Origin of the sequence: Sphaerisporangium rhizosphaerae (genome assembly GCF_042665155.1) — a bacterium.
GTDB classification, from domain to species: Bacteria; Actinomycetota; Actinomycetes; order Streptosporangiales; family Streptosporangiaceae; genus Sphaerisporangium; species Sphaerisporangium rhizosphaerae.
The window spans coordinates 42,429-66,402 of record NZ_JBHTCG010000012.1 but is presented as its reverse complement, the minus strand read 5'-3'; the positions used below and the strand labels follow the sequence as shown (position 1 = coordinate 66,402).

The following is a 23,974-nucleotide window of genomic DNA, read 5'->3' as shown; positions in this document are numbered from 1 at the left end:
CGAACCACCCCGATCCCACCGCAAAGAAAGACGCGACATGACCGCGACATCCTCCGCCGCCGCCACCGAAGGCCGGCCCGCTCCCCTGGTACTCGGCCTGGACACCTTCGGCGACGTCACCAGCGGCGACGGCGGCCGCCCGCTGTCCCACGCCCAGACGATCCGCGACATCGTGGAGCAGGGCGTCCTCGCCGACCAGGTGGGACTGGACTTCTTCGGGATCGGGGAGCACCACACCGGCGACTTCCCGCTGTCGGCGGGCGACGTGGTGCTCGCGGCGATCGCCGCCCGCACGACCCGCGTCCGGCTCGGGTCGGCGGTCACGGTCCTCAGCTCCGACGACCCCGTCCGGGTGTTCCAGCGCTACTCCACGCTGAACGCCGTCTCCGGCGGCCGGGCGGAGGTCATCCTCGGGCGCGGCTCCAGCGTCGACTCCTTCCCGCTGTTCGGCTACGACCTCGCCGACTACGAGGAGCTGTTCGAGGAGAAGACCCGGTTGTTCGCCGAGCTGCTCAAAGGCGGGCGGGTCACCTGGAAGGGCAGGACCCGCGCCCCGCTCGTCGACCAGGACGTCGTGCCGCACACCGAGGACGGGCCCTTCCCGGCGTGGATCGGCGTCGGCGGCAGCCCTCAGTCGGTCCTGCGCGCCGCGCGTCTGGGCTTCCCGCTCATGCTGGCGATCATCGGCGGGCCCCCGGCCCGCTTCGCCCCCTTCTCGCGGCTGTTCCGGCAGGCCCTCGCGGAGTCGGGACGCGCCGCCCTGCCCATCGGGGTGCACTCCCCCGGGCACGTCGCGGCCACCGACGAGGAGGCGCTGGAGGAGTTCTGGCCCAACTACCTGGCGGTCATCCGGAACGTCGCCAGGACCCGGGGGTTCACCGTCCCGACCAAGCAGTCCTTCCTGCGCGAGGTCGGGCCGCACGGGGCGCTCTACGTCGGATCCCCGGAGACCGTCGCCCAGAAGATCGCGGCGAACCTGCGCGCGCTCGACGCCGGCCGCTTCGAGCTGAAGTACGCCATGGGCGGGCTCTCCCACCGTTCGCTCATGAAGAACATCGAGCTCTTCGGCACCAAGGTCGCCCCGCGCGTGCGCGAACTCCTGGCGTGAGCGGGGGCGGGTGCTGGAAGGATGGGCCCATGCCAGGGTTGATGCTGCTCGACACCCCATCGCTGTACTTCCGCGCCTACTACGGCGTCCCCGAGTCGATGACCGCCCCCGACGGCATGCCGGTCAACGCCGTCCGGGGCCTGATCGACATGATCGCCACGCTGGTGCGCGCCCACGGCCCCGACGAGCTGGTGGCCTGCATGGACGCCGACTGGCGTCCCGCGTTCCGCGTGGCGGCGATCCCGTCCTACAAGGCCCACCGGGTCGCCACCGGGCACGAGGAGGAGGTGCCCGACACCCTGGCCCCCCAGGTGCCGGTGATCGAGCGGGTGCTCGACGCGGTCGGCATCGCCCGGGTCGGCGTGCCGGGGTACGAGGCCGACGACGTCATCGGCACCTACACCTTCAGGGCGAGCGGGGCCATCGACATCGTCACCGGAGACCGCGACCTGTTCCAGTTGGTCGACGACAAGCGTCCGTGCCGCGTCCTTTACACGATAAAGGGCATTCGTAACCTGCAGGCGATCGACGAGGCGCAGGTCAGCGCCAAGTACGGCATCCCCGGCCGCGGGTACGCCGACTTCGCCACCCTGCGCGGAGACCCCAGCGACGGGCTGCCCGGCGTGCCGGGGGTCGGCGACAAGACGGCCGCCGCCCTGATCACCAGGTTCGGCTCGCTGGAGGCCATGCTCGCCGCGCTGGACGACGGGGTCGTCGACGGCTTCCCGGCCGGCAGCCGTCTCAAGCTCGACAAGGCGCGCGACTACCTCGCGGTCGCGCCCGCGGTGGTCAAGGTGGCCCACGACGCGCCGCTGCCGGAGGTGCCGATCGCCCGGCCGGTCGCGCCTCGCGACCCCGAGGCACTGGTCGAGCTGGCCGACCGCTATGGCCTGGACGGCCCGCTGAATAGGCTGCTCGCCGTGCTTGCCGCATAAGATCCCTGATTGTGAGTCATACGACGATTCATGCGTCCGGTGCTCCCCGCCTCGCGGAGGGCTTCGAACGCATCCGCGACGAGCTTCGGCTGCCCGAGGCGTTCCCCCCGCCGACCCTGGAGGAGGCCGCCCAGGCCGCCGCCACGCCGGCGCCGTCCCTGCCCGACCGCACCGACCTGCCCCTGCTGACCGTCGACCCGGCCGGGTCGATGGACCTGGACCAGGCACTGTGCATCGAGGAGCGTCCCCGTGGCTTCCGGGTCTGGTACGCCATCGCCGACGTCGCCTCCTTCGTGCGGCCGGGCGGCGCGATCGACGACGAGGCAAGACGGCGCGGCGAGACGCTGTACATGCCCGACGAGCGGGTGCCGCTGCACCCGCCCGTGCTGTCGGAGGGCGCGGCCAGCCTGCTGCCCGGCGTCGTCCGGCCCGCGGCGCTGTGGTGCCTCGACCTGGACTCCGACGGGCGCACCATCGGCGCCGACGTGTCGCGGGCCCTGGTGCGCAGCCGCGAGCGGCTCGACTACGACTACGTCCAGGCCGCGGTCGACACCGGCACCGCCGACGGGACGCTGCGGCTGCTGCCCGTGGTCGGCGGGCTGCGCCTGGCGCTCGAACAGGAGCGCGGCGGGGTCTCCCTGCCGACCCCCGAGCAGGAGGTCGTCGCGCACGGGGACGGCTACCGGGTGGAGTTCCGCACGCCGCTGCCCGCCGAGACGTGGAACGCGCAGATCTCCCTGATGACCGGCATGGCCGCGGCGGCGATGATGCTCGACGCCGAGATGGGCGTCCTTCGCACCCTGCCGCCCGCGCCGCCGGAGACCGTCGCGCGGGTGCGCAGGATCGCCTCCGCCCTCGGGGTGGCCTGGCCCGACGGCGCCGGCTTCGGACAGGCCGTGGCGGCCCTGGACCCCGGGACGCCCGGGAGCGCCGCGTTCCTGAAGGAGGCGACGGTGCTGCTGCGCGGTGCCGGGTACACCGCCTTCAACGGCGAGCCGCCCAAGGACGCCTCGCACGCCGCCGTCGCCGCGCCGTACGCCCACGTCACCGCTCCCCTGCGCCGCCTGGTCGACCGGTACGGCACCGAGGTGTGCCTGTCGGTGGCCGCCGGGGTGCCGGTCCCCGAGCCGGTCCAGCAGGCCCTGTCCGAGCTGCCGGCCCTCATGGCGGGCAGCGGGCGCCGCGCGTCCGCCGCCGAGCGGGCCTGCGTGGACCTGGTGGAGGCGTTCGTGCTGCGCGACCGGGTCGGCCAGACCTTCGACGCGGTCGTGGTGGACGTCGAGGACGACCGGCCGGGCGGCGTCGTCCAGGTCGCCGACCCGGCCGTCGTGGCCCGCTGCGACGGCGACGGCCTGCCCCTGGGCGAGAAGGTCCAGGTGCGCCTCACCCGCGCCGACCTGCTCACCCGCGAGGTCCGCTTCACCCTCGCCTGACCGGCGCGGACCGTCGTCCCTCGCCTCACCGGCGGGGACCGTCGTCCCCTTGCCCCACCGGCGAGGGGCGCCCCACCTCCGCCCGGCCGGCGAGCACCCCGGCCGCCGGGGACGGCCCGCGCCCCCGCCGACCGGGGAGGTGCCGTCAGGCGACCGGGGAACGGGCCTCAGGTGACCGGGGGACGGGCCACCGACGACCCGGAGCGGGCCGCGGAGGACCGGAACCGGGCCTCAGGCGACCGAGGAGTAGGCGACGACGCCGCGGCGCAGGGAGTCGATGGCCTTGCCGGCGTTGTGCCGCACCTTGCTGTTGTGCGGCGCCGCCTTGCCCACCTGGTCGAGCAGGTCGATGAGCTGCTTGGCCCAGCGGACGAAGTCGCCGGCCGCCAGGTCGCCGTCGGTGAGCACGGCGTCCAGGCTGTGGCCCTTCGCCCAGCGGAAGGCCGCCCAGGCGAACCCGAAGTCGGGCTCGCGGACGAACGACAGCCCGTGGTCGCGCTCGATGTCCTCCAGCTCGGCGAAGATGCGCACCATGGCCGCCAGCGACTCCTTGACCCCGCCGGCCGGGATCTTGGGCTGGCGCGCGTCGTCGGCTTGGCGGGACTCGAACACCAGCGACGACACGCACGCGGCCAGCTCGGCCGGGTCCAGATCGTCCCAGATGCCGGCCCGCAGGCACTCGGAGGTGAGCAGGTCCAGCTCGGTGTACAGCTGGGCGAGCCTGCGGCCCTCGGGCGTGACGGCCTCGCCCTCCAGGTAGCCGAGCTGGTCGAGCACCCCGCACACGCGGTCGAAGGTGCGGGCGATCACGTGGGACCGGCTCTCGACGCGCCGGCGCAGGCCCTCGGTCTCGCGCAGCAGCTTGTGGTAGCGCTCGGCCCAGCGGGCGTGGTCCTCGCGCTGGTCGCACCCGTGGCAGGGGTGGGCGCGCAGCCGGCGGCGCAGCTCGGCGATCTCCCACTCGGGGGTGCCGGGGGCCGAGCCCCGGCCGGCCATGGTGTCGGCGTCGTGGTCGCGGACCCGCACCGGACGGCCCAGGTCGCGGTCGCCGATCTTGGCGTGCAGGGTGGCCACCAGGTTCGCGCGGTCCTTGGGCGCCCGCGGGTTGAAGCCCTTGGGGATGCGCAGGTGCTCCACCGGCTCGACCGGCACCGGGAAGTCCGCGGCCGACAGCCGCTTGACCTGCTTGCCGATGGTCAGCACCAGCGGCGAGGGCCCCTCGGTGCGCATGGTCAGTCCCGGGTCCAGGATGACCGCCAGGCCCGCGCGCCTGCCGCCGGGGACGCGGATCACGTCGCCGGGCTTGAGCGCCTCCAGGGACCGCACGGCCTGCGCCCGGCGGGCCGTGCCGCGCTGGCGCGACAGGTCGGACTCGCGGTCCGACAGCTCCCTGCGCATGCGCGCGTACTCCTGGAAGTCGCCCAAATGGCAGGTCATCGCCTCGGCGTAGCCCTCCAGCGCCTCCTCGGCGCGCCGCACCTGCTTGGCGATGCCGACGACCGCCCGGTCGGCCTGGAACTGGGCGAAGGAGGACTCCAGCAGGGTGCGGGCCCGCTCCCTGCCGACCTGGCCGACCAGGTTGACGGCCATGTTGTAGGAGGGGCGGAAGCTGGAGCGCAGCGGGTAGGTGCGGGTGCTGGCCAGGCCCGCCACCGCCACCGGGTCCATGCCGGGCTGCCAGGCCACCACGGCGTGGCCCTCGACGTCGATGCCGCGCCGGCCCGCCCGCCCGGTGAGCTGGGTGTACTCGCCGGGGGTGAGGTCGGCGTGGGTCTCGCCGTTCCACTTGTCGAGCTTTTCGATGACGACCGACCGCGCGGGCATGTTGATGCCGAGCGCGAGGGTCTCGGTGGCGAACACCGCCTTGACCAGGCCGCGGGTGAACAGCTCCTCGACGACCTCCTTGAAGGCGGGGAGCATGCCGGCGTGGTGGGCGGCCAGGCCGCGTTCGAGGCAGTCGCGCCACTCCAGGTACCCCAGCACCGACAGGTCCTCGTCGGGCAGGTGGGCGGTGCGCTCGTCGACGATCGTGCGGATCTCGTGGCGCTCGCTGTCGGTGGTGAGCCGGATGCCGGCGTGCAGGCACTGCAGGACGGCGGCGTCGCAGCCGGCCCGGGAGAAGATGAAGGTGATGGCGGGCAGCAGCCCCTCGGAGTCGAGCTTCTCGATGGCGTCGGAGCGGCTGACGGAGTTGGCCGAACGGCGCGGCCGGGAGTAGCCGCGGCGGCCGCGCGCCTGCGCCAGGCGCTGCTCGTCCCGCGAGATGCGCATCAGGCTCGGGTTGATGCGCGGCCGGTTGTCCTCGTCGACGAACAGGTCGTACAGCCGGTCGCCGACCAGCATGTGCTGCCACAGCGGCACGGGCCGGTGCTCGTCCACGATCACCGTGGTGTCGCCGCGGACCTCCCCCAGCCACTCGCCGAACTCCTCGGCGTTGCTCACCGTGGCCGACAGGGCCACCACGCGCACCGACTCGGGCAAGTGGATGATGACCTCCTCCCACACCGCGCCGCGGAAGCGGTCGGCGAGGTAGTGCACCTCGTCCATCACCACGTGGCTCAGCCCCGCGAGGGTCGAGGAGCCGGCGTAGAGCATGTTGCGCAGCACCTCGGTGGTCATCACGACGATCGGCGCGTCGCCGTTGACGCTGTTGTCGCCGGTGAGCAGCCCGACCTTCTTGGCCCCGTAGCGGCGCGCCAGGTCGTTGAACTTCTGGTTGGACAGCGCCTTGATCGGCGTCGTGTAGAAACACTTGCTGCCCTGCTCCAGAGCGAGGTGCACCGCGAACTCGCCCACGACGGTCTTGCCCGAGCCCGTCGGGGCCGCCACGAGCACGCCGTCACCGGCCTCCAGGGCCCGGCACGCGTCGAGCTGGAACTCGTCCAGCTCGAAGTCGTACAGGCCTCGGAAGGAGGTGAGGGCGGGCCCGCCGGCGGCGTGCTTCTCACGGAATGCGGCATAGCGTTCCGCAGGCGTCGTCATGCACTTCAGCCTACCGATAACCGCTTTCCGGTCCCGTCCACGCTCCTGCCCGCGGTACTTCGGTTGATCGTCCTGCCGCCTCCAAGGACGGTCGCGGTGAGATCAGCCATGCGCGTACGGGCTGGACAGCGCCCGCTCGCGCCACGGACTCACCACAGGCCGGGTTCAGCCGCACTCGGGCAGATGCCAGATCTTCAGCAGGGCCTTCGGCACCTTGAACGGGCAGCCGCCCGAGTCGCCGCGGTAGGACCAGGCGCCGTGGCCGCGCTTGCGCCAGACGTGCGGCCCGTCCTGGTAGCTGATCGGGTCGCCCTTGACGCCGATGGACCCGACCGCCCAGTACACGTCCTTCCCGGCGGTGGCACCCTTGATCTTGCCGTAGTAGACCCTCTTCGGCCCGTCCACCTTCGTGCGGACGGCACGCGGATGGTTCGCCTTGTAGTACTGCTTCCAGTACGCGTCGGCGAGCTGATGCCGGATCCTCTCGGTGATCTTGAGGTTGACGGCCTTTCCCGCGGCCTGTGACGCCGGGGACGACGGCGCGGCGCCCGCCGTCGCCGGGAACAACACGGTGACGGTGACCGCCGTCGCCGCGGCGACCGACACTTTGCCTGCCCACTTGATCATGCGTGTCCACTCCCTGGTGGCGAAGAACGGCCCGGGGCGATGACGTGGAGAGCCCCCGGGTGGATGGCGCAGGTGAGGGGCAGGGCCGCGACGCGCTCGCCGTCGGCGTAGGCGACGACGTCGGGAGCCTCGATCGTGACCGTGCGGGCCCGGCGCAGGGTGATGGCCGGGTGGCCGAGGTGGGTGCCCCGGTAGACGCGGGGGAAGGCGCGCAGGAAGGCGCCGGTGGGCAGCGGGCCGACGATCAGCACGTCCAGCAGCCCGTCGTCCGGCTCGGCGCCCGGGCACACGCGCATCCCGGCGCCGTAGGAATGGGTGTTGCCGACGGCGACCATCATGGCCTCCTGCTCGAACGGCTCGCCGCCGTCGACGGTGAGCCGGAACGGGATGGGAGCGAAGGACCGCAGCTCCTGGAGGGTGGCCAGCAGGTACTTCGCCATGCCCGCGGGGCGGGTCATCCCGTTGGCCCGCTCGTTGACCTTGGAGTCGAAGCCGCAGGCCACCACCCCGGCGAACCACTCCTCGCCGATGGTGCCCGCGTCCACGGTCCGCACCGCGCCCCCGGCGACGATGGCCGCGGCGGCCAGCGGGTCCTTGCGGGGGATCCCGAAGGCGCCGGCGAGGTCGTTGCCGGTGCCGGCCGGGATGATGCCGAGGGGGACGTCGGTGCCGGCGACGGCCTGGACGGCCAGGTGGACCAGACCGTCCCCGCCGAACGCGACCAGCGCCTCCGGCCCCTCGGCGACGGCCGTGCAGGCGCGTTCCAGGGCGTCCTGGGCGGAGGTGCCCACGATCACCGAGACCGGCCGCCCGCCCTCCTTCAACCGCCGCACCACCGGGTCGAGCAGGCGCAGGGAACGGCCGCCACGGGCCGCGGGATTCACGAGAACGACCAGCTCACCTGCCACACCGGGAACATATAGGTAGATTCAACCTCAAGCTAGTGTCAGCTCTGAGCAAAGTCGGCACGGGGCTCGCTGGGCGGGCCGGCTCGCGGCGGATCGCCTGGCCGGGCGGCACGGTACCGGCCCGGGCCTAACGTAGAAGCATGACGAACAGGACGAGCCGCGAAATACGCCTCGCGTCCCGCCCCACGGGGTGGCCCACCGCCGACAACTTCCGGCTGGTGGAGACGGAGGTCCCCGAACCCGGCCCCGGGCAGGTGGTCGTCCGCAACCTGGTGATGTCCGTCGACCCGTACATGCGGGGGCGCATGAACGACGCCAAGTCCTACGCCCCGCCGTACCGTCTGGGCGAGGCCCTGCACGGCGGGGCGGTCGGCGAGGTGGTCGCGTCGGCCGACCCCGGACTCACCGTCGGCGACATGGTGCGGCACGGGCTCGGCTGGCGGGAGTACGCGCTGCTCGACGCCGCCGGCGCGCGCAAGGTCGACCCCACCGCCGCGCCGCTCTCGGCCTACCTCGGAGCGCTCGGCATGGTCGGGCTGACCGCCTACGTGGGGCTGCTCGACATCGCGGCGATGCGGCCGAGTGACACCGTCTTCGTCTCCGGCGCCGCCGGCGCGGTGGGCGGTATCGCTGGGCAGATCGCGAAGCTGCGCGGATCCCCCCGGGTCGTCGGAAGCGCCGGGTCCGATGCCAAGGTCGAGCACCTCACCCGCGAGCTCGGCTTCGACGCGGCGTTCAACTACAAGAACGGGCCGGTGTCCGAACAGCTCAGGAACGCCGCGCCGGACGGCATCGACGTGTACTTCGACAACGTCGGCGGTGAGCACCTGGAGGCGGCGATCTCGTCGCTGAGGACGTTCGGCAGGGCCGCTCTGTGCGGGGCGATCTCGCGGTACAACCTGGAGGAGGCGCCGCCGGGACCGCGCAACCTCGGGCTCGCGGTCGGCAACCGGCTGACCCTGCGCGGGTTCATCGTCAGCGATCACGCCGACCGGACGCCGGACCTGCTGGCCGAGGTCGGCGGCTGGCTACGCGAGGGCAGGCTGCGGGTCGACGAGACGGTCGTCGACGGCATCGAGAACGCTCCCGACGCGTTCCTCGGCATGCTCCGCGGGGAGAACATCGGCAAGATGCTGGTGCGGCTCGCCCGGTAAGGCGACCCCGGCCCGTCCGGTGAGGCGACCCCGGCCCGTCCGGTGAGGCGTGCCGGCGCCTAGTCGAGCGGGGTGGAGGCGGTGCCGTCGAGTTCCTCTTCGATCTGCCGCTGGCGTTCGGCCTCGAGCTGGTCCTTCTTGCGGTCGTGGAAGTACATGAACACCTCGGCGATCATGAACATGCCGACCATGGGGACCGCCAGCGCGAGCATCGTGATCGGGTCCTGGCTCGGCGTCGCGACGGCCGCGAAGACGAACATCAGGAACACGACCATGCGCTGGTGCTTGCTCACCAGCTTGAACGGCAGCACGCCGATCATGTTGAGGAACACCATGAGCAGCGGCAGCTCGAACGACAGACCGAAGATCACCAGCATGGCCATCATGAACCCGACGTACTGGTCCATGCTGATGAGCGGGATCACGTTGCCGGGCGCGAAGCCGAGCAGCAGCGCCAGCCCCTTGTCCATCGTGTAGTACGCCAGGGCGGCGCCCGCGGCGAACAGCGGGACGGCCAGGGCCACGAACGCCAGGGAGTAGCGCCGCTCGTTGCGGTACAGGCCGGGCGTCACGAACGCCCAGAGCTGGTAGAGCCAGATCGGCGCGCTGACCACCGCGCCGAACATGAGCGCCACCTGCAGGTTGACCATGAAGCCCTCGAACACGCCCTGCACCACCAGGGAGCACTCGCCGTCCTTGAGCTTGTGGGCGGCGGGCAGGCGGCAGTAGGGCCCCGTCATGAAGACCCAGAGACGGTCGAAGAAGACGAAGCCGACCACGGTGCCCAGGGTGAGGCCCAGGATGGCCTTCACCAGGCGGTTGCGAAGCTCACGGAGGTGATCCATGAGCGACATGCGGCCCTCGAGATCGGGGACCTGCGGGCCGTCATCGGCCGGGCTTGACCGTTTCAGCAATGCCATCGGGCGTCCTGGTCTCTGCGGTCGGTCAGGGCAAGGGGGCGTGTCAGGCGGAGCCCTGGTCCTTCTGCGCCTGCGAGAGCGGAGCCCCGTTCACGGCGTCGGCCGGACGTGCGTCGGCCGGACGAGCCTGGGAGGTGCGCAGGCGGGAGTTCTCCTCTTCCAGCAGGCGCAGGCGGTCCTCGACCGAGGGGGTCGCGGGCGGCAGCGGCTGCGGAGTGGCGACGACCGGCTGGGCGGTGGCCTGCGCGGCGGCCCTGGCGTCGTCCTCCTCGTGCAGCTTGGTGGTCTCCTTCTTGAACAGCCGAAGCGACTGGCCCAGCGCCTTGGCCGTGTCGGGGAGCTTCTTGGCGCCGAAGAGCAGCACCAGGACCAGCCCGATGATGAGCAGTTCGGGTACACCGAAGTTGGACATGTCACACCCTTACGCCGAGCGACGTGCGTTCTCAGCCTCGATCGTACGCTGCCACCACTACTTGATTCACCCCTCAGTGCGCACGGATGCGCCGATGGCGGCCTTGAGCCGTCCTTGGACGGGCGCCAGACGGCCGTCGGCCCGCTCGATTTCACGCGACAGCCCCCGGGCGGCCACCACCACGCGCGCCGAGAGCACGGCCAGCGGGACCAGGCCGGCGACGGCGAGGCCCACCGCGACGAAGATCCAGGTCATGACCGGGCACTCTACCCAAGCCCGCCGTGACGCGCGCGGCGTCCCCGCGAACCGGACGGGCGCGGACTCAGGCGCAGGACTCGTAGCGGGCCAGCGCGGCCGAGGCCGCCTCGCGCACCCGGTCGGCCAGCGACACCGGGGAGACGACCCGCCCGCTGTCGCCCAGCCGCAGCGCCAGCCGTACGAGCCAGCCCTGGTCGCGGGCGCGCAGGGTGACCCGCAGGCGGCCCTCCCCCAGCTCGGTGACCTCCTCGCACGGGTAGTACTCGGCGACCCAGCGGCCCACGGGGGTCAGCTCCAGCTCCACCAGCTCGTCGGAGGGCGAGGGCCGGAACACCCCGTCGGTGACGTCGATCGGCTCGGCCTCGGCGGGCGGGGAGGCGGTGACCTCCAGCATCTCGACCCCGATGATGCGGTCGAGCCGGAACAGCCGCATGCCGTCCGCGCGGTAGCACCAGCCCTCCAGATAGGAGCGGCCGTCCACCATGACCAGGCGCGTGGGGTCGACCTCGCGCGGGGTGATCTCGTCACGGCCGGGCACGTAGTAGCGCAGGGACAGGCGCCGGCCCTCCCGCAGGGCCTGCCGGACCGTCGTCGTGGCGTCTGGGGCGGCGTCCAGCTCGAAGGCCACCTGGGTGCTGACGGCGGCGGCGCCCTCGCCGGCCGCCCGCTCGAGCTTGGCGATCACCCGGGCCAGGGCGTCGCCCTCGGCGAACTCGGGCAGCTCGGCCAGCATGCGCAGCGCGACGAGCAGCGCGCTGGCCTCGTCGATGCCGAGCCGCAGGGGCCGTGCGATGGTCTCGGCGTTGTCGATGAGGATCTCGCCGCCGTCCCAGGAGACGTCGATGAGGTCGCCGGGGGTGTGCCCGGGCAGGCCGCACATCCACACGAGCTGCAGGTCGTCGACGAGCTGCTTCTCGGTCAGCCCGAACAGCCGGGCGACCTCGGGCACCTGGGCGCCGGGGTGGGACATGAGGTAGGGCACCAGGGCGAGCAGCCTGGGCAGCCGGTCGGCCGTGCTCACGCGAGCGTTCCCTTCAGGCGGGGCGCGACGGCCGCGCGGGCGTCCTTGGCACCGGGGTGGACCGTTCGTCCGGCCGCGTTCACGCGATGGCTCCCTTCAGGCGGCGGATCACCGCGTCGCGGACGTCCGGCGGGTCGATCACCTCGGCGTCGGCCCCGAACGCCACGACCGAGCCGGCCACCCACTCCGGATCGGCGAACTCCACGGTGACCTCGTCCCAGCCGTCCTCGCCCGGCCGCACGGCGCCGACCTGCCGCAGCCACTGGCAGGTGTCGCGGCGGACGCGGACGGTGGCGGTGCGCTCGGGCAGCAGGCTGTCGCGGTGGCCCACCATCGAGCGGATGTCGACCCCCTCGGGCACGACCACCGCGCCGGAGCGGCCGACCGGCGCGACCGGGCCGCTGATGCGGCTGAGACGGAACACGCGGGGGGCGCCGCGCTCGCGGTCGTGGCCGACGACGTACCAGCGGCCGCGCCGGCTCACCACGCCCCACGGCTCCACCGTGCGGGTGAGCATGACCTCGCTGCCGGCGGCGCGGTAGTCGAAGCGGACGACCCTGCGGTCGCGGACGGCCTCCCACAGGGCGGGGAAGGCGGGGTCGCGGGTGTCGACCCGCAGCTCCAGCGGCCCGGCGGCGGACTCGTCGGTCTGGACGCCGGCGGCGCGCAGCTTGAGCAGGGCGCCGCCGGCCGCCTCGGCCAGGTTGGCCCGCTGCCACACCTGGGCGGCCAGGCCGAGCACGGCGGCCTCGTCGGCCTCCAGCGTGATCTCGGGCAGCTCGTAGGCCTGGCGCATGATGCGGTAGCCGGGCTCGTCCTCCCAGGGGTCGCGGTGGACCTCCACCGGGATGCCGATCTCGCGCAGCTCGTTCTTGTCGCGCTCGAACATGCGCTGGAAGGCCTCGTCGTTGCCGGCGTCGTAGCCGGGCACGGCGTGACGGATCTGCTCCGCACTGAGCGGGCGGCGCGTGGCCAGCAGGCAGATGACCAGGTTCAGCAGCCGCTCGGTCTTCCGCCGAGACATCGGGCCTCCCTTCTCAGGTGACGCTACCCTTGCCCCGTGATCAGATGGCGCAAGGGCGAGGTGGTCGCGGTCCGGCGCGAGTGGCCGGGCGCGATGGAGCTGGACGTGACCCTCCCCGAGGGGAGCTGCCGGGCCCTGGCCTACCCCCCGCTGGTGGGCCGCCCCGAACCGGGTGACACGGTGCTGCTGAACACCACAGCGCTCGCCATGGGCCTCGGTACGGGAGGTTACGCCATGGTAGTGGCCGTGCCGGACCGATTGCCGGAAGATCCGCAAGGTCCCGGCCACCTGGTCAAGGCACGATACACGCCCTTGCAGGCCACGGTGCTCGGCGCCGACGAGCAGGACTCCCCCCACCACGAGACGCTGCGCGAGGCCGACTCCGTGGACGGCATGCCCGTGGTGGTCGCCGACCTGCACTCCGCCCTCCCCGCCATCCTCTGCGGCCTGTACGGCTCCCGCGATGGCGCCTTGAGCGGCGGGCGCCCGCTCCGGGTCGCCTATGTGATGTTGGACGGCGGCGCGCTGCCTGCGTGGTTCTCCATGTCGGCCGCGCGGCTGCGCGAGCTCGGCTGGCTGTGCGGGGTGGTCACCACCGGCCAGGCCTTCGGCGGCGACGTGGAGGCGGTCACCGTCCACACCGGGCTGCTCGCCGCCAGGCACGTGCTGTCGGCCGACGTCGCGATCGTCACCCAGGGCCCCGGCAACCTGGGCACCGGCACCCGGTGGGGGTTCTCCGGAGTGTCGGCGGGCGAGGCGGTCAACGCGGCGGCCGTGCTGGGCGGGCGTCCCGTGGGGGCGCTGCGCGTGAGCGAAGGCGACCTGCGCGAGCGCCACATCGGGGTCTCCCACCACTCGCTCACCGCCTACGGCCGGGTGGCGCTGGCACCCGCCCAGGTGGTGGTGCCCGAACTGCCCGGCGCGTTCGGCGAGCGGGTGCGTGAGCAGGCCGCCGCGCTGGGCGCCCGGCACGAGCTGGTGAATGTACCGGTGGACGGCCTGGCGAAGCTGCTCGAGGACAGCCCGGTCAAGCTGTCCACGATGGGCCGCGGCCTGGACCGCGACCTGGCCGGCTTCCTCGCCTCCGCCGCCGCCGGCCGCCACGCCGCGTCCCTGCTCGCCTGACGGGAACTGCCGGGTCGCCTGGTCGGGCGCGCACTCGGCGCCCGACACCATCCTGTCCGCCCCGGCGCCCGGGTGATCGCCATCCGGCCCGGCGGCAGGTCACCCTTTCCATGGCGCCCACCTCTACGGCAGGGGCGAGAGCCTCAGTCCGCGAAGAAATCGAACTCGCCGGCTTTGACCCCGGCGAGGAAGGCTTCCCATTCGCCGCGGGTGTAGACGATCACCTCACGGTCCGGGTGATGACTGTGACGCACGGCGACACGCCCACTCCCATCCCCCAGCGGCCCCGCCTCGACGCACTCCCCGCCACCATTGGCGCTTCTTGTACTGATATGCCAGGCGACGTCGGCCAACTCCTCGGGGGTGGCCATGCTTGATGCCTCCGTTCGCTCAGGCTGCGCGTTCTGCCGCGGCCATGATCAGCGCCAGGGTCTCGTTGGGTGCGAGTGTGGCTTCGTGCTGGGTCCTCCGTCCGGGGCGCGGCGGAGGTCGTGACGGATCCGTGGGTCAGCTGGCGAAGAAGTCGAACTCGCCGGCTTTGACGCCGGCGAGGAAGGCTTCCCATTCGCCGCGGGTGTAGACGATCACCTCACGGTCCGGGCGACGGCTGTGCCGCACCGCGACCCGCCCACTCCCATCCCCCAACGGCCCCGCCTCGACGCACTGGGCGTCGCCATTCGGACTGTAAGTGCTGATGTGCCAGGCGACACTGGCCAGTTCCTCAGGTGTGGCCATGGAGGGCGTCTCCGTTCATTCAAGCCATGCGGTCCGCCGCAGCGGCGATGAGCTCCGCCGACTCTTCTCGAGTTAGTGCGGCTTGATCCAGATAATCGTATGTCGTAGTGAAATTTCCTACTCCATCCGATTCGACGTACATGCATCCCGCGCCGGTCTCGGTGAAGGCTATGTCGGGATATGGAGCTGGCATGTTGAAGATCATGAAGGGCCCGCGCGGGCTGGCATGAGCGCCGGCACTGAAGGGCAAGACCCGAATCGAGATATGCGGGCGCGTCCCAAGCTTCGTGAGGTGCTCAAATTGGGCACGCATCACCGGCGCGCCACCGACGACACGACACAGCAGTGCCTCGTCCAGAATCGCCGCCAGTTGGATGGGCCGCTCTCCAGCGAGCACCCGCTGACGGATCATGCGAAACTGCACCCAACGAGAGATGTAGGCATGGCCGGCCTCCGGATCGGCCGCCCTGATCACCGCTTCAGCGTACTCGGGCGTCTGAAGGAGGCCCGGGATCACCAACATGTCGAACGAGCGGAGGACCTCCGCCCGGGACTCCAGCCACGCATGGTCGATCACTCTTCCAGAGGCCTCACCCGCATAGTCGTCCCACCACCCCTTCTGCCAGATGTCACGGCTGAGCCGTTCAAGACCGTCACGGACATCTGGGTCATCGACCCCGTAGAGGTTGAGCAACGCGAGCACATCCGGCGCCCGGGCAGGGGTGAGGCCCTGTTCCCACCTGCTGATGGCGGCCTGGTCGCGTTGGACGTAGTCCCCGGCCTCCCGGAGAGTCAACTTGGCCGCTTCACGTAGCTCGCGAAGTTGCTTACCGAGCCACTGAGCACGAAGTGTCGGGCCTTTCCGTGGTGCCACATCGCCTCCTTAGCCGTCCGAATCGGACAACCTAGCTCATTAGCCTGTTTCTCAATTAAGTTTTCGCTCAATATTGCGCTGAACTCGCTCAGCTGTCACTCTACTGCCGAGAGTTCAACTACGCACTGCGATAGCGCGAACTCATACAGATACATGGAAGCCGGGACGGGGCATGCGTGCGATGGCTGTGCCCGTCCCGGCCGGGGTGGAGAAAGGGGTGATCCGATGGATCAGCGGCCCGATTCCAGCGTGCGCACTGTCTATCACGACGGGGATGCAGAAGGGGCGGCCGTACCTCGGTTGAGGAGAGAGGAGCGGGCGCGGCTGTTCGCGCTGCTGCGTGACGCGGACGAGGAGTGCGGGGACCACGGCGGGGTGGAGCTGTACGGGGTGGAGTTGCCCGGCGGTTCCGCGGCGACGATCACCGTGAACGGGCGGCCTCACGGAAGCTGGACGAGCTGCGAGCGGGTGGCCGACCGGCTCGGCCTGCACCTGGTCTGGCTCGACCCCGAGCCGGGCTTCTGAGGCCGGCGGCCGGGCCCGCGCCCCGGCCGCGGTTCACTCCACTTGCATCTGCTCGTAGGTGACGACGAGCTTCTCGGTGAGGACGGTCGTGTCACCGGACTTCGTGGAGGTGATCTCCAGGCTCTTCGGCCGGACGTCGGCCAGGTTGTACCGCTTGATCGGGGCGCCCTCGGCGTCGAAGACGATGATCGCCCCGTTCTTCCGGGCGTCGCCCGCACGGCCGGAGCCGGACTCCTTCATCCAGGTGTCGAAGCCGTCGTCCGAGGTGAGGGCTCGGGTGAGCGTCACCTCACCGGGCTTCGGGCGTCCGGGGAGCTTCCTGACGACCACCTTGCCGTCGGGGGTGTTCTCCTTCATCTCGACGACGTCCTGCTCCATCTTGAGCCCGGAGACCTCGTCGATTCGCCTGATGACGATCCCGTCCACCTCCAGACCGAAGGAGTGGCCGGTCGAACCGTCCGACCGCGGAAGTGCCACGTTCGCTCCCCTCTGCTCATCACCGACAAGGCGCCGGCCTCGCGGGTCGCCCGTCGGGCGCCGTTCGGGTAGGTGGCTTCCTCACTTAGTTGACCAGTGGCGAGGCGTGCCGGCAATGCGGGTGCCGGGCGGACCGCCCGGCGCGTTCGGGCAGTGTCGCGGCTGCCGTCGCGCCGTGGGCATGCGGACGCCGTGTCATCGTTCGCGGGCCGTGGTTCCGTGGGGGGTGCGGCGGAGGGCTTTGCCGGGGAGGGCGCCGGTGGGGTGGCCGTGCTCGATGACGGGGACGCCGGAGACCAGTACGTGGGAGATGCCTTCCGCCGGGCGGCGGGGGTCGTCGAAGGTCGCGGTGTCGCGGACGGCCTCGGGGTCGAACAGCACCAGGTCGGCGTGGTAGCCGGGGCGGACCAGTCCGCGGCGGTCCAGCTTGAGCCGCCGGGCCGGGCGGCCGGTGAGGTGGGCGACGCACTCCTGCAGCGACAGCACGCCCAGTTCGCGGACGTAGCGGGCGAGGTAACGGGGGAAGGTGCCCCACGCGCGGGGGTGCGGGCGGGCGCCGGCGAGCAGGCCGTCGCTGCCCCCGGTGTGCGCCGGGTGCCGCATGATCGCCTGGACGTTGGCCTCATCGCCCGCGTGGAGCAGGATCGTGGTGGCGAGGTCGTCGTCGATGAGCAGCCGGCGGAAGTCCTCGAAGTCGCGTACCCGGGTGCCGGCCCGGCCGGCGAGCGCGGCCGTCCCGGTGCCGGAGATCTGGACGACGTCCCAGTCGATCGGCACCCCGTGGCAGCCGTCGCAGCCCTCGACCTCCATGGCGTGCCTGATCCGCGCGGCGGTCGCGGAGTCGCGCAGGCGGGCGAGCGCCCGGGCCGGTCCGCCCTCGGAGGCCCAGCCCGGCAGCAGGGAGACCAGCGTGGTGGAGCCCGGCAGGTAGGGGTAGGTGTCCAAGGTGAGGTCGCAGCCGCCGGCGATCGCCTCGTCCAGCAGGGCGAGCAGCTCCCCTGCCCGGCCCTTGTTGACCGCGAAGTTCATGGTCGCGTGCGCCAGGTGCAGCGGACAGCCCGAACGGCGGGAGACCTCGACCATCTCGGCGTAGGCGGCCAGGGCGCCCGCGCCGTAGGAGCGGTGGTGCGGGGCGTAGAACCCGCCGAGCACGGCGACGACCTCGCACAGCGCGACCAGTTCGCCGGTGCCCGCGTACATGCCGGGGGCGTAGGTGAGTCCGGAGGACATGCCGACCGCGCCCTGGTCCATGGCCTCGGCGACCAGGCGCCGCTGCTCGGCGGTCTCGGCCTCGGTGGCGGGGCGGTCCTCCCAGCCGGTGACGAGCATCCGCACCGACCCCTGCGGGACCAGGTAGCAGGCGTTGACCGCGATGCCCTGGTCGAGCCGGTCGAGGTACTCCCCCACCGTCCGCCAGTTCCAGTCGAAGCCCTCGGGGTCGCCGTTCCATCCGGCGATCTGCCGCCGCACCTGCTCCAGCGTGGTGTCGTCGACCGGGGCGTAGGACAGGCCGTCCTGGCCGAGCACCTCGCAGGTCACACCTTGGCTCACCTTGGCCAGGTGGCCGGGCTCGGCCGGCAGCCGCAGGTCGGAGTGGGCGTGCATGTCGATGAAGCCGGGAGCGAGCACCAGCCCGGCGCCGTCGATCGCCGGCCCGCCGGAGGCGTCGGGGCCGATGGCGGCGATGATGCCGTCGCGGACGGCCACGTGGGCGACGTAGGGGTCGGCGCCGGTGCCGTCGACGACGGTGACGTTCTTGAAGAGCATCAGAAGAAGGTCCTCAGCAGGCCGACGACGGCCTCGCCGTCGATGACGGGGATGAGCGTCCACTTGTCCATCGCCGTGCAGGGATGGGACAGGCCGAACCGGACGACGTCGCCGCAGGCCAGGTCGCAGGCGGGGTCGACGGCGAGATGGGTGTGCTGGTCGTTGAGCGCGGTGACACGGGCCCCGTGGAGCGGGCCCTTGCCGCGCACGTGCTGCGGCTCGGGCAGTCCTTCGTCGAAGGGCAGGTCGCGCTTGCCGGCGTCGAGCAGGGCCAGGCCGGGCTCGGGCCGGGAGATGACCCGCGCCCACCCGTGCATGGCGGCGCGGAACGGCTCGCCGGCCGAGGCCCGCTTCCCCGTTCCGGGAGGATCCGCCCCACAGGCACGTCCCGGCCCTGCTTCGGAAGGTTCTGCCGCGCAGGTACGTCCCGGTCCTGATCCGGGGGGTTCCGCCGCGCAGGCACGTCCCCGCCCCGCGCCGGGATGATCGCCGTTCCCGGCGGGACCACTCGTCGTGGAGGCGTCACGGGGCCGGAAGGGGGAGATCGCGCGGTAGAAGCCGTCGTCGTGGATCACGTAGGCGCCCGAGCGCAGCACCAGGCGCGCCTCCAGCCCGCCGAGCACGTCGGCCACCTGGTCGAAGTACGCGCTGCCGCCCGCGGTGACGATGGGCTCGCCGGTCTCGAAGGCCAGGCCGCCGAACAGCTCGGCCAGGCCCCGCAGGTAGCCCCGCACGGCCGCGAGGCCCTCGGGGGAGGCGTCGTGGGCGAAGGAGCCCTCGTAGCCGGCGACGCCGGCCAGGCGCAGCGCCGGGGCGGCGCGCACGGCCTCGGCGACCCGCCGGGCGGCGCCGAGGCGGCGGGCGCCGGCGCGCCCGCCCGGGCCGCCCAGCTCCACGCACACCTCCACCGGCCGCCTCGTCGCCTGCAGGGCTGCGTCCATGATCTGGACCGCCTCGACGGAGTCGGCCCAGCAGATGAAGCGGAAGGCCGGGTCGCGGTCGAGTTCGCGCCCGATCCAGGCGAGCCCGGCCGGGTCCACCGGGGCGGCGGCGAGCATGAGCCGTGCCACCCCGAAGGCGCGGGCGACGCGCAGTTGCGGGAAGTTGGCCAGGGTGAGGCCCCAGGCGCCCGCCGCGAGCTGCCGCCGCCACAGCTCGGGAGCCATCGTGCTCTTGCCGTGCGGCATCAGGGTGACCCCCGCCCCGGCCGCCCAGCGGGCCATGACCGCGATGTTGTGCTCCAGCGCGGGGGCGTCGAGCGTCAGCAGCGGCGTGCCGAAGTCCTGGAGGGACGGCCCACCGGCCAGGAACTGTGCCACCGTGCCGCAGGCGCCGGCGGGCAGCGCCTTGTACCGCCAGTCGAGGGGCTCGTCGCGCAGCGCGCGGACCTTCTCCTCGTCGATGCCCATCGCACCCCCCGCGCATTGCGCAGCCGAACCCGTCGTTGGGGCTATGAGACATCGCGTTCCAGCACCGACGCAACGTGCCGGCCAACGACGCGGACTACCGGGCGGCGAAGACGGTGGGAAGACCACCGGGGAAGATCCACGGCCCCAGGTCAGGACGGCTGGCTCCAGCCGAGACCGCTGGTGGTCTTGAGCCCGAGCTTCTGCGAGCCCTCTTGCCGGCCGGCGGGAAGGATCTCCAGTTCGCCGATGCCATAGACACCGGGCAAGCCCACGATGATGTCGGCGCGGGAGTCGCCGCGGACGTTCGCCAGCCGTAAGGTCGTGCCATATCTGGTCTCGTAGGTGTTGTACCCGTACGTCCGGATCGGCTGTGCGGTCGCGCCGGTGGCGGTTCCGCCGTAGAGCACGGCCCAGTCGTGGTCGCCTTCGGCGGCGATGTGGACGGCCACCTCGGCGCGGCCATCCCCGGTGACATCGCCGAGGCCGACGTTGGCGGGGTAGCCGTCCGCTTGCCGCAATGCCTGTGCCGGGCCGAAGCCGTTGCCCTGGCTGAGCTGGACGAGTACCTGGAACGTCGGGGTCTCACCGTCGGTCGACGTGATACGCACAAGGTCGGCCTTGCCGTCGCCGTTGACGTCGCCGACCGCGAGGTCGCGGGCGGCCCGCTCGGTCGGAGTGATCGACCAGGCACGCTCCAGCGAGAGCCCCGAACGGGAGCCGGGCACGACGGTGATCCGCTGCGGCCCGGCGGCGTCGGGCGCGACCGCGCGGTGTTCGGTGGCCACGAGGTCGGCGAGCCGATCGCCGTTCACGTCTCCGACGGCGAGTTCCGCGCCGAACTGCGGGGCGCCGTCGGTGAGGCGTCCGGCCACCCGCAGGCCGTACTTGCCTCCGCGCAGCACGACGATCTGCTTGCTCCCGGTGACGGCCACGTCCCCGTAGCCGTCACCGTCGAAGTCCGCGGCCGCCATGGCGGGTGCGGTGACGGGCCAGGGGATCACCCTGGCCCCCTGGCCACGCAGCCCGGACCGTGAGCCGGAGAAGACCACGAGCTTCTTGCGGGCCGACGTCAGGACGTCGGCGTAGCCGTCCTTGTCGAAGTCACCCGAGGCGAGCACCTGCCCGAGGTTCTCCCTCGCGACGGGACCGGCGAGGGTGACGATGCGCGCCCGGCCGGAGACCTCGGCCGGGCCGCCGGAGTAGACGACCACCCCTCCGGCACCGCTCTTCCCCTTCACTTTCATGAGGGGGAGCCCGGCGATGACGTCGACGCGCCCGTCCCCGTTGACGTCGCCGGCCACAGCCGGTCTGGCAGCCGTGGCCTCGGCGGGGGCGGCCATCCCCGCCACACCGGCCAGCCCGACCGCGACGGCCACAACGAGGCCGTTCTTCGCTGTGCCCTTGGCAGTCGCGCTCATGACCATCCCCCTGGACGTCGCTCATGATTCAGACGCTCATCCCGGTCGGGATGTTCACGACATCCGGCAGGATTCATCTCGCGACACATCGTCAGCCGGGTCAGGGGTGATCTGGCGCCGCTCGTTCCACCCGGCATCCTCAGAACATGTCACGGTCATCCTGTCGGCGGGCGGGGCCGGGGTGGGCTACCGAACGAGACCATGCTCGTCGAGATCGACGCTCTCACCGCCGCCGGGCGGCGTCGCGGGCGCTTCGTGGAAGTCGGTGAAGGTGAACGCCTCGGGGCCGGGGCCTTGGGCGCGCAGCAGGTGCAGCTTCGTCATGCCCTCCTCCAAGGTCGGGGTGTACCCCTCGGGGATCCACCACATCACGCTGTACGGCTCGGCCAGGCGGGCGAACCATTCCCGGCGGCGGCGCAGGTACTCAAGGTGGGCGGTGCGGTAGACGAAGTTCCACAGCGTCTCGCGCGACTCCCAGACCGAGAAGTTCACCAGCAGCATGTCACCGAAGTCGTGCTGCACGGTGTCGGTGGGGTCCTCGCCGCCCTTGAGCCGCCAGACGAAGCCGGGCGCGGTGTCGGAGATGGCGTTGATGGGTTCCAGGGCGGCGATGAAGTCGGCGAGCTCGGGGGAGTCCTTGGGAGCGAGCATGTGGGCGACGTTCAGCTGGGCCAGATGCATGCGCCTAGGACACCACGCCGGACACTTCTAAGTCAATCTCCATTGTTTTTAGAGAACGCGACGCAGCACTCCCCCTCCCGGGGGTCCAGCCGCGCCGTCACGTGGTCGTCGCCCAGAGCCGACAGCAGGCCCTCGCACAGGGCCAGGTTGAGCGAGCAGACCAGGACCGGACGCTCCTCCGCGATCACGTGGAAGGGGCAGTTGCGCAGGCGGATGACCTCGCCGTCGTGGTAGGGCTCGTAGCCGCGCTCGGTGAGGGCCGCGCGCAGCCCGGACGCCTTGGCCCGCTCCCCCACCCGGCGGGCGGCGACCTCGGCGGCCTCCTCCCCGCCGAGCCCGTCCACGGCCTCGGCGAGCACGAGCGCCAGCGTCCGGTAGTCACGCGGGGGCAGGCTGACCTGGTGCTCCACCAGAGAACGGCGGTAGACCTTGGCGGGACGCCCTGCGCCGGGGCCGGCGCGTCCGCTCAGCCGGCGGAAACCCGACTCCAGCAGGCCGGCCTCAACGAGCTTGTCCAGGTGGAAGGCGGCCAGGGTGCGGCCCACTTCCGCCGCCCGCGCGGCCTCGTCCCTGCCCACCTCGTGCCCCTGCGCGGACACGTAGTCGTACAGCGCCCGCCGCACGGGGTCACGAAGCGCGCCGAGCACGCCGAGGGCATCGGGAAGACCTGGATCGTCACCGCTCACAGGCCGAGTTTAGGACGGCACGGCCGGGCACCCGGACCGGCGGCCGACGCACTCCGCTCCCGGCGAGACAGGGCCCGAACCGGCGGGTCCACCGGATCGCGGTCGGGCACACCGTGAGCGAGCGCTGGTCCGGGCTGGACCACGCCCGTGCCTTTACTATGTAGATTCGCTGCAGGTGCGCCGTATCCCCCGGCGCCGGAAACGCCGCACAGCCCGGCGTCGGAAACACTGCACGGCCCGGCTCCGGAAACACCGTACGGCCGCACCGTCGCGCCCGAGAGGGCACAGGTGCGGCCGTGGCGGCGATGCGGCGATGCGGCAGCCGATACGAAGCGGGCGCGCCCAGGTGAGGCGGCGCGTGGCCCGGCTCGGCCGGTGAGGCGGCCTGGGTCAGTAGGCGCCGAGGACGTCGACGACGAAGACCAGGGTGTCGGTGCCCTTGATCTTGTCGCCGGAGCCGGCCTTGCCGTAGCCCAGGGCCGGCGGGATGGAGACCAGCACCCGGCTGCCCACCGGGACGCCCACCAGGCTCTGGTCCCAGCCCTTGATGACCTTGCCGACGCCGATCGGGAACATCACCGGCTCGCCGCGGCCCCAGCTGCTGTCGAACTCGGTGTCGCTGCCCCAGATCTTGCCGGTGTAGTGGACCAGGATCGTCTGACCGGACTTGACCACCGGGCCGGCACCCTTGATGACGGTCTTGGCGACCAGGCCCTTCGGCGCGGTGGCGTCGGTCTTGGTGGTCAGCTTGGGCGCCTGGTCGCCGCCCGGGTTCTCCAGCTTGACGCCCGACATCCCCGGGTCCGTGGCGGTGCCGTGGGCGGCCTTGACGGTGGGCACGCCCATCACGTCCACGACGTAGACGCTGGCGATGGAGGTGTCGGCACCCTGCGACTTGGCCTGCTCGACCTGGTCGGGGGTCAGGCTGTCCTTGGCGACGACGGCGAGGAACCGCCCGCCGGGCTTGCTGTCCTGGAACGCCTTGTAGACCACCGAGGGGAGCTTGGGATCGACCTTGATGAGCTGGGGCGCGCCGTCGTCGTAGGTGGAGCCCGACGCGGCGTTGGCCTTGCCGTCCCAGCTGTAGGCGGTGAGGTTGGCGACCACCGAGTCGCCGTCCTTGACCTGCGTGCCCTGGCCTGGCTTGATCGTCTGGGAGGACGACGTCGTGGGCGGCTTACCCTTGGGGAAGGTGACCTGCGGCTTCTTGCCGAAGTCACCCGCCACCTGTACGCCGCCGGTGGAGGTGCCGGTCTTGGCGGTGACCTCGCCGCCACCACCACCGCAGGCGGCGGCGAACAGCAACGGCACGGCGGCGAGAAGGGCCAGTCGGCGCATGGGTATCCCTCGGAGAGACGTCACGTTCGCGTAACACTACCCGACCCCCATGACCGCCCGAGTCGGCGCCGCTCGATCTTGCCGAAGCATGACCGCGCGTTCGGATTCGCCATTCCGTCGGTGCGCCGCTCACCTGGCACGACGCTCGCCCGGCGCC

24 protein-coding genes are annotated in these 23,974 nt (G+C 72.0%); 6 read left to right on the top strand and 18 right to left on the bottom strand.

The genetic code is table 11. From position 1 onward, the window contains the following. Window positions 1-37: 37 nt before the first annotated feature. The 3 genes from ACFQSB_RS19505 to ACFQSB_RS19495 are packed head-to-tail and all read left to right on the top strand — an operon-like array spanning window position 38 to window position 3,476. Window positions 38-1,108 carry an LLM class flavin-dependent oxidoreductase gene (locus ACFQSB_RS19505; RefSeq protein WP_380828159.1) on the top strand — a complete coding sequence of 357 codons (1,071 nt, stop codon included), beginning with the start codon at window positions 38-40 and terminating at the stop codon, window positions 1,106-1,108. Window positions 1,109-1,137: 29 nt separating this feature from the next. Further along, window positions 1,138-2,043, top strand: coding sequence for a 5'-3' exonuclease (locus tag ACFQSB_RS19500; RefSeq protein ID WP_380828157.1), 906 nt, complete (start codon window positions 1,138-1,140; stop codon window positions 2,041-2,043). Window positions 2,044-2,054: 11 nt separating this feature from the next. Further along, window positions 2,055-3,476, top strand: a complete 1,422-nt coding sequence (locus ACFQSB_RS19495; protein WP_380828156.1) for an RNB domain-containing ribonuclease — start codon at window positions 2,055-2,057, stop codon at window positions 3,474-3,476. Between the two features lie 231 nt (window positions 3,477-3,707). Here the strand turns inward: ACFQSB_RS19495 and ACFQSB_RS19490 are convergent, their stop codons facing one another. The 3 genes from ACFQSB_RS19490 to ACFQSB_RS19480 all read right to left on the bottom strand — a co-directional run bounded on the left by ACFQSB_RS19490 (window position 3,708) and on the right by ACFQSB_RS19480 (window position 7,993). After that, the gene (locus ACFQSB_RS19490; protein ID WP_354852811.1) at window positions 3,708-6,458 is read right to left on the bottom strand and encodes a DEAD/DEAH box helicase; all 2,751 of its coding nucleotides are present in this window, start codon (window positions 6,456-6,458) and stop codon (window positions 3,708-3,710) included. A 165-nt stretch (window positions 6,459-6,623) separates the two neighbouring features. Next, the gene (locus ACFQSB_RS19485) at window positions 6,624-7,085 is read right to left on the bottom strand and encodes a hypothetical protein (protein WP_380828154.1); all 462 of its coding nucleotides are present in this window, start codon (window positions 7,083-7,085) and stop codon (window positions 6,624-6,626) included. Further along, window positions 7,082-7,993, bottom strand: coding sequence for a diacylglycerol/lipid kinase family protein (locus ACFQSB_RS19480; protein WP_354926029.1), 912 nt, complete (start codon window positions 7,991-7,993; stop codon window positions 7,082-7,084). Before ACFQSB_RS19480 ends, ACFQSB_RS19485 begins: the two co-directional genes overlap by 4 nt. A gap of 140 nt (window positions 7,994-8,133) precedes the next feature. Here ACFQSB_RS19480 and ACFQSB_RS19475 point away from each other — a divergent pair, with 140 nt between their 5' ends. Next, entirely contained in the window at window positions 8,134-9,147 is a 1,014-nt protein-coding gene (locus ACFQSB_RS19475) for an NADP-dependent oxidoreductase (RefSeq protein ID WP_380828153.1), read from the top strand. A gap of 59 nt (window positions 9,148-9,206) precedes the next feature. On the opposite strand, the gene tatC is transcribed toward ACFQSB_RS19475, so the two are convergent. The 5 genes from tatC to ACFQSB_RS19450 form a co-directional block, all read right to left on the bottom strand. Continuing rightward, window positions 9,207-10,067 carry a twin-arginine translocase subunit TatC gene (tatC, locus tag ACFQSB_RS19470; RefSeq protein ID WP_354852803.1) on the bottom strand — a complete coding sequence of 287 codons (861 nt, stop codon included), beginning with the start codon at window positions 10,065-10,067 and terminating at the stop codon, window positions 9,207-9,209. 43 nt (window positions 10,068-10,110) lie between these two features. Then, complete coding sequence (gene tatA / locus ACFQSB_RS19465) at window positions 10,111-10,479, bottom strand: Sec-independent protein translocase subunit TatA (protein ID WP_380828152.1); 369 nt, start codon at window positions 10,477-10,479, stop codon at window positions 10,111-10,113. 66 nt (window positions 10,480-10,545) lie between these two features. After that, window positions 10,546-10,734: a hypothetical protein gene (locus tag ACFQSB_RS19460; protein WP_380828151.1), complete on the bottom strand. Its 189-nt coding sequence runs from the start codon at window positions 10,732-10,734 to the stop codon at window positions 10,546-10,548. Window positions 10,735-10,801: 67 nt separating this feature from the next. Next, window positions 10,802-11,758 carry a helix-turn-helix transcriptional regulator gene (locus tag ACFQSB_RS19455; protein WP_380828149.1) on the bottom strand — a complete coding sequence of 319 codons (957 nt, stop codon included), beginning with the start codon at window positions 11,756-11,758 and terminating at the stop codon, window positions 10,802-10,804. 79 nt (window positions 11,759-11,837) lie between these two features. Beyond that, on the bottom strand, window positions 11,838-12,782 hold the full coding sequence (locus tag ACFQSB_RS19450) for a helix-turn-helix transcriptional regulator (RefSeq protein ID WP_354926041.1): 945 nt from the start codon (window positions 12,780-12,782) through the stop codon (window positions 11,838-11,840). Between the two features lie 36 nt (window positions 12,783-12,818). Between ACFQSB_RS19450 and ACFQSB_RS19445 the strand changes: the two genes are divergently transcribed. Next, on the top strand, window positions 12,819-13,907 hold the full coding sequence (locus tag ACFQSB_RS19445; protein WP_380828148.1) for a DUF3866 family protein: 1,089 nt from the start codon (window positions 12,819-12,821) through the stop codon (window positions 13,905-13,907). Window positions 13,908-14,050: 143 nt separating this feature from the next. Here the strand turns inward: ACFQSB_RS19445 and ACFQSB_RS19440 are convergent, their stop codons facing one another. From ACFQSB_RS19440 to ACFQSB_RS19430, 3 genes are all read right to left on the bottom strand, one after another. Further along, entirely contained in the window at window positions 14,051-14,278 is a 228-nt protein-coding gene (locus tag ACFQSB_RS19440; protein ID WP_380828147.1) for a DUF397 domain-containing protein, read from the bottom strand. Between the two features lie 136 nt (window positions 14,279-14,414). After that, the gene (locus tag ACFQSB_RS19435; RefSeq protein WP_380828145.1) at window positions 14,415-14,642 is read right to left on the bottom strand and encodes a DUF397 domain-containing protein; all 228 of its coding nucleotides are present in this window, start codon (window positions 14,640-14,642) and stop codon (window positions 14,415-14,417) included. Between the two features lie 19 nt (window positions 14,643-14,661). Then, window positions 14,662-15,516 carry a helix-turn-helix domain-containing protein gene (locus ACFQSB_RS19430; RefSeq protein ID WP_380828144.1) on the bottom strand — a complete coding sequence of 285 codons (855 nt, stop codon included), beginning with the start codon at window positions 15,514-15,516 and terminating at the stop codon, window positions 14,662-14,664. 249 nt (window positions 15,517-15,765) lie between these two features. On the opposite strand from ACFQSB_RS19430, the gene ACFQSB_RS19425 reads away from it, so the two are divergent. Beyond that, entirely contained in the window at window positions 15,766-16,041 is a 276-nt protein-coding gene (locus ACFQSB_RS19425; RefSeq protein ID WP_380828143.1) for a hypothetical protein, read from the top strand. Between the two features lie 33 nt (window positions 16,042-16,074). Here the strand turns inward: ACFQSB_RS19425 and ACFQSB_RS19420 are convergent, their stop codons facing one another. From ACFQSB_RS19420 to ACFQSB_RS19390, 7 genes are all read right to left on the bottom strand, one after another. Beyond that, entirely contained in the window at window positions 16,075-16,518 is a 444-nt protein-coding gene (locus ACFQSB_RS19420) for a phage tail protein (protein ID WP_380828141.1), read from the bottom strand. Window positions 16,519-16,713: 195 nt separating this feature from the next. Beyond that, a complete protein-coding gene (locus tag ACFQSB_RS19415; protein ID WP_380828140.1) occupies window positions 16,714-18,285 on the bottom strand; it encodes an N-acyl-D-amino-acid deacylase family protein in 1,572 nt (523 codons plus the stop codon). Continuing rightward, window positions 18,285-19,694 (bottom strand): alanine racemase, encoded by a 1,410-nt coding sequence (locus tag ACFQSB_RS19410; protein WP_380828138.1) that lies wholly within the window; start codon window positions 19,692-19,694, stop codon window positions 18,285-18,287. Before ACFQSB_RS19410 ends, ACFQSB_RS19415 begins: the two co-directional genes overlap by 1 nt. 149 nt (window positions 19,695-19,843) lie before the next feature. Next, window positions 19,844-21,112, bottom strand: coding sequence for an FG-GAP repeat domain-containing protein (locus tag ACFQSB_RS19405; RefSeq protein ID WP_380828137.1), 1,269 nt, complete (start codon window positions 21,110-21,112; stop codon window positions 19,844-19,846). Between the two features lie 186 nt (window positions 21,113-21,298). Beyond that, a complete protein-coding gene (locus ACFQSB_RS19400) occupies window positions 21,299-21,793 on the bottom strand; it encodes a DUF3291 domain-containing protein (RefSeq protein WP_354926057.1) in 495 nt (164 codons plus the stop codon). A gap of 32 nt (window positions 21,794-21,825) precedes the next feature. After that, window positions 21,826-22,479, bottom strand: coding sequence for a helix-turn-helix transcriptional regulator (locus ACFQSB_RS19395; protein WP_380828135.1), 654 nt, complete (start codon window positions 22,477-22,479; stop codon window positions 21,826-21,828). 390 nt (window positions 22,480-22,869) lie between these two features. Next, entirely contained in the window at window positions 22,870-23,817 is a 948-nt protein-coding gene (locus ACFQSB_RS19390; RefSeq protein WP_380828134.1) for an FKBP-type peptidyl-prolyl cis-trans isomerase, read from the bottom strand. Between the last annotated feature and the right edge of the window lie 157 nt (window positions 23,818-23,974).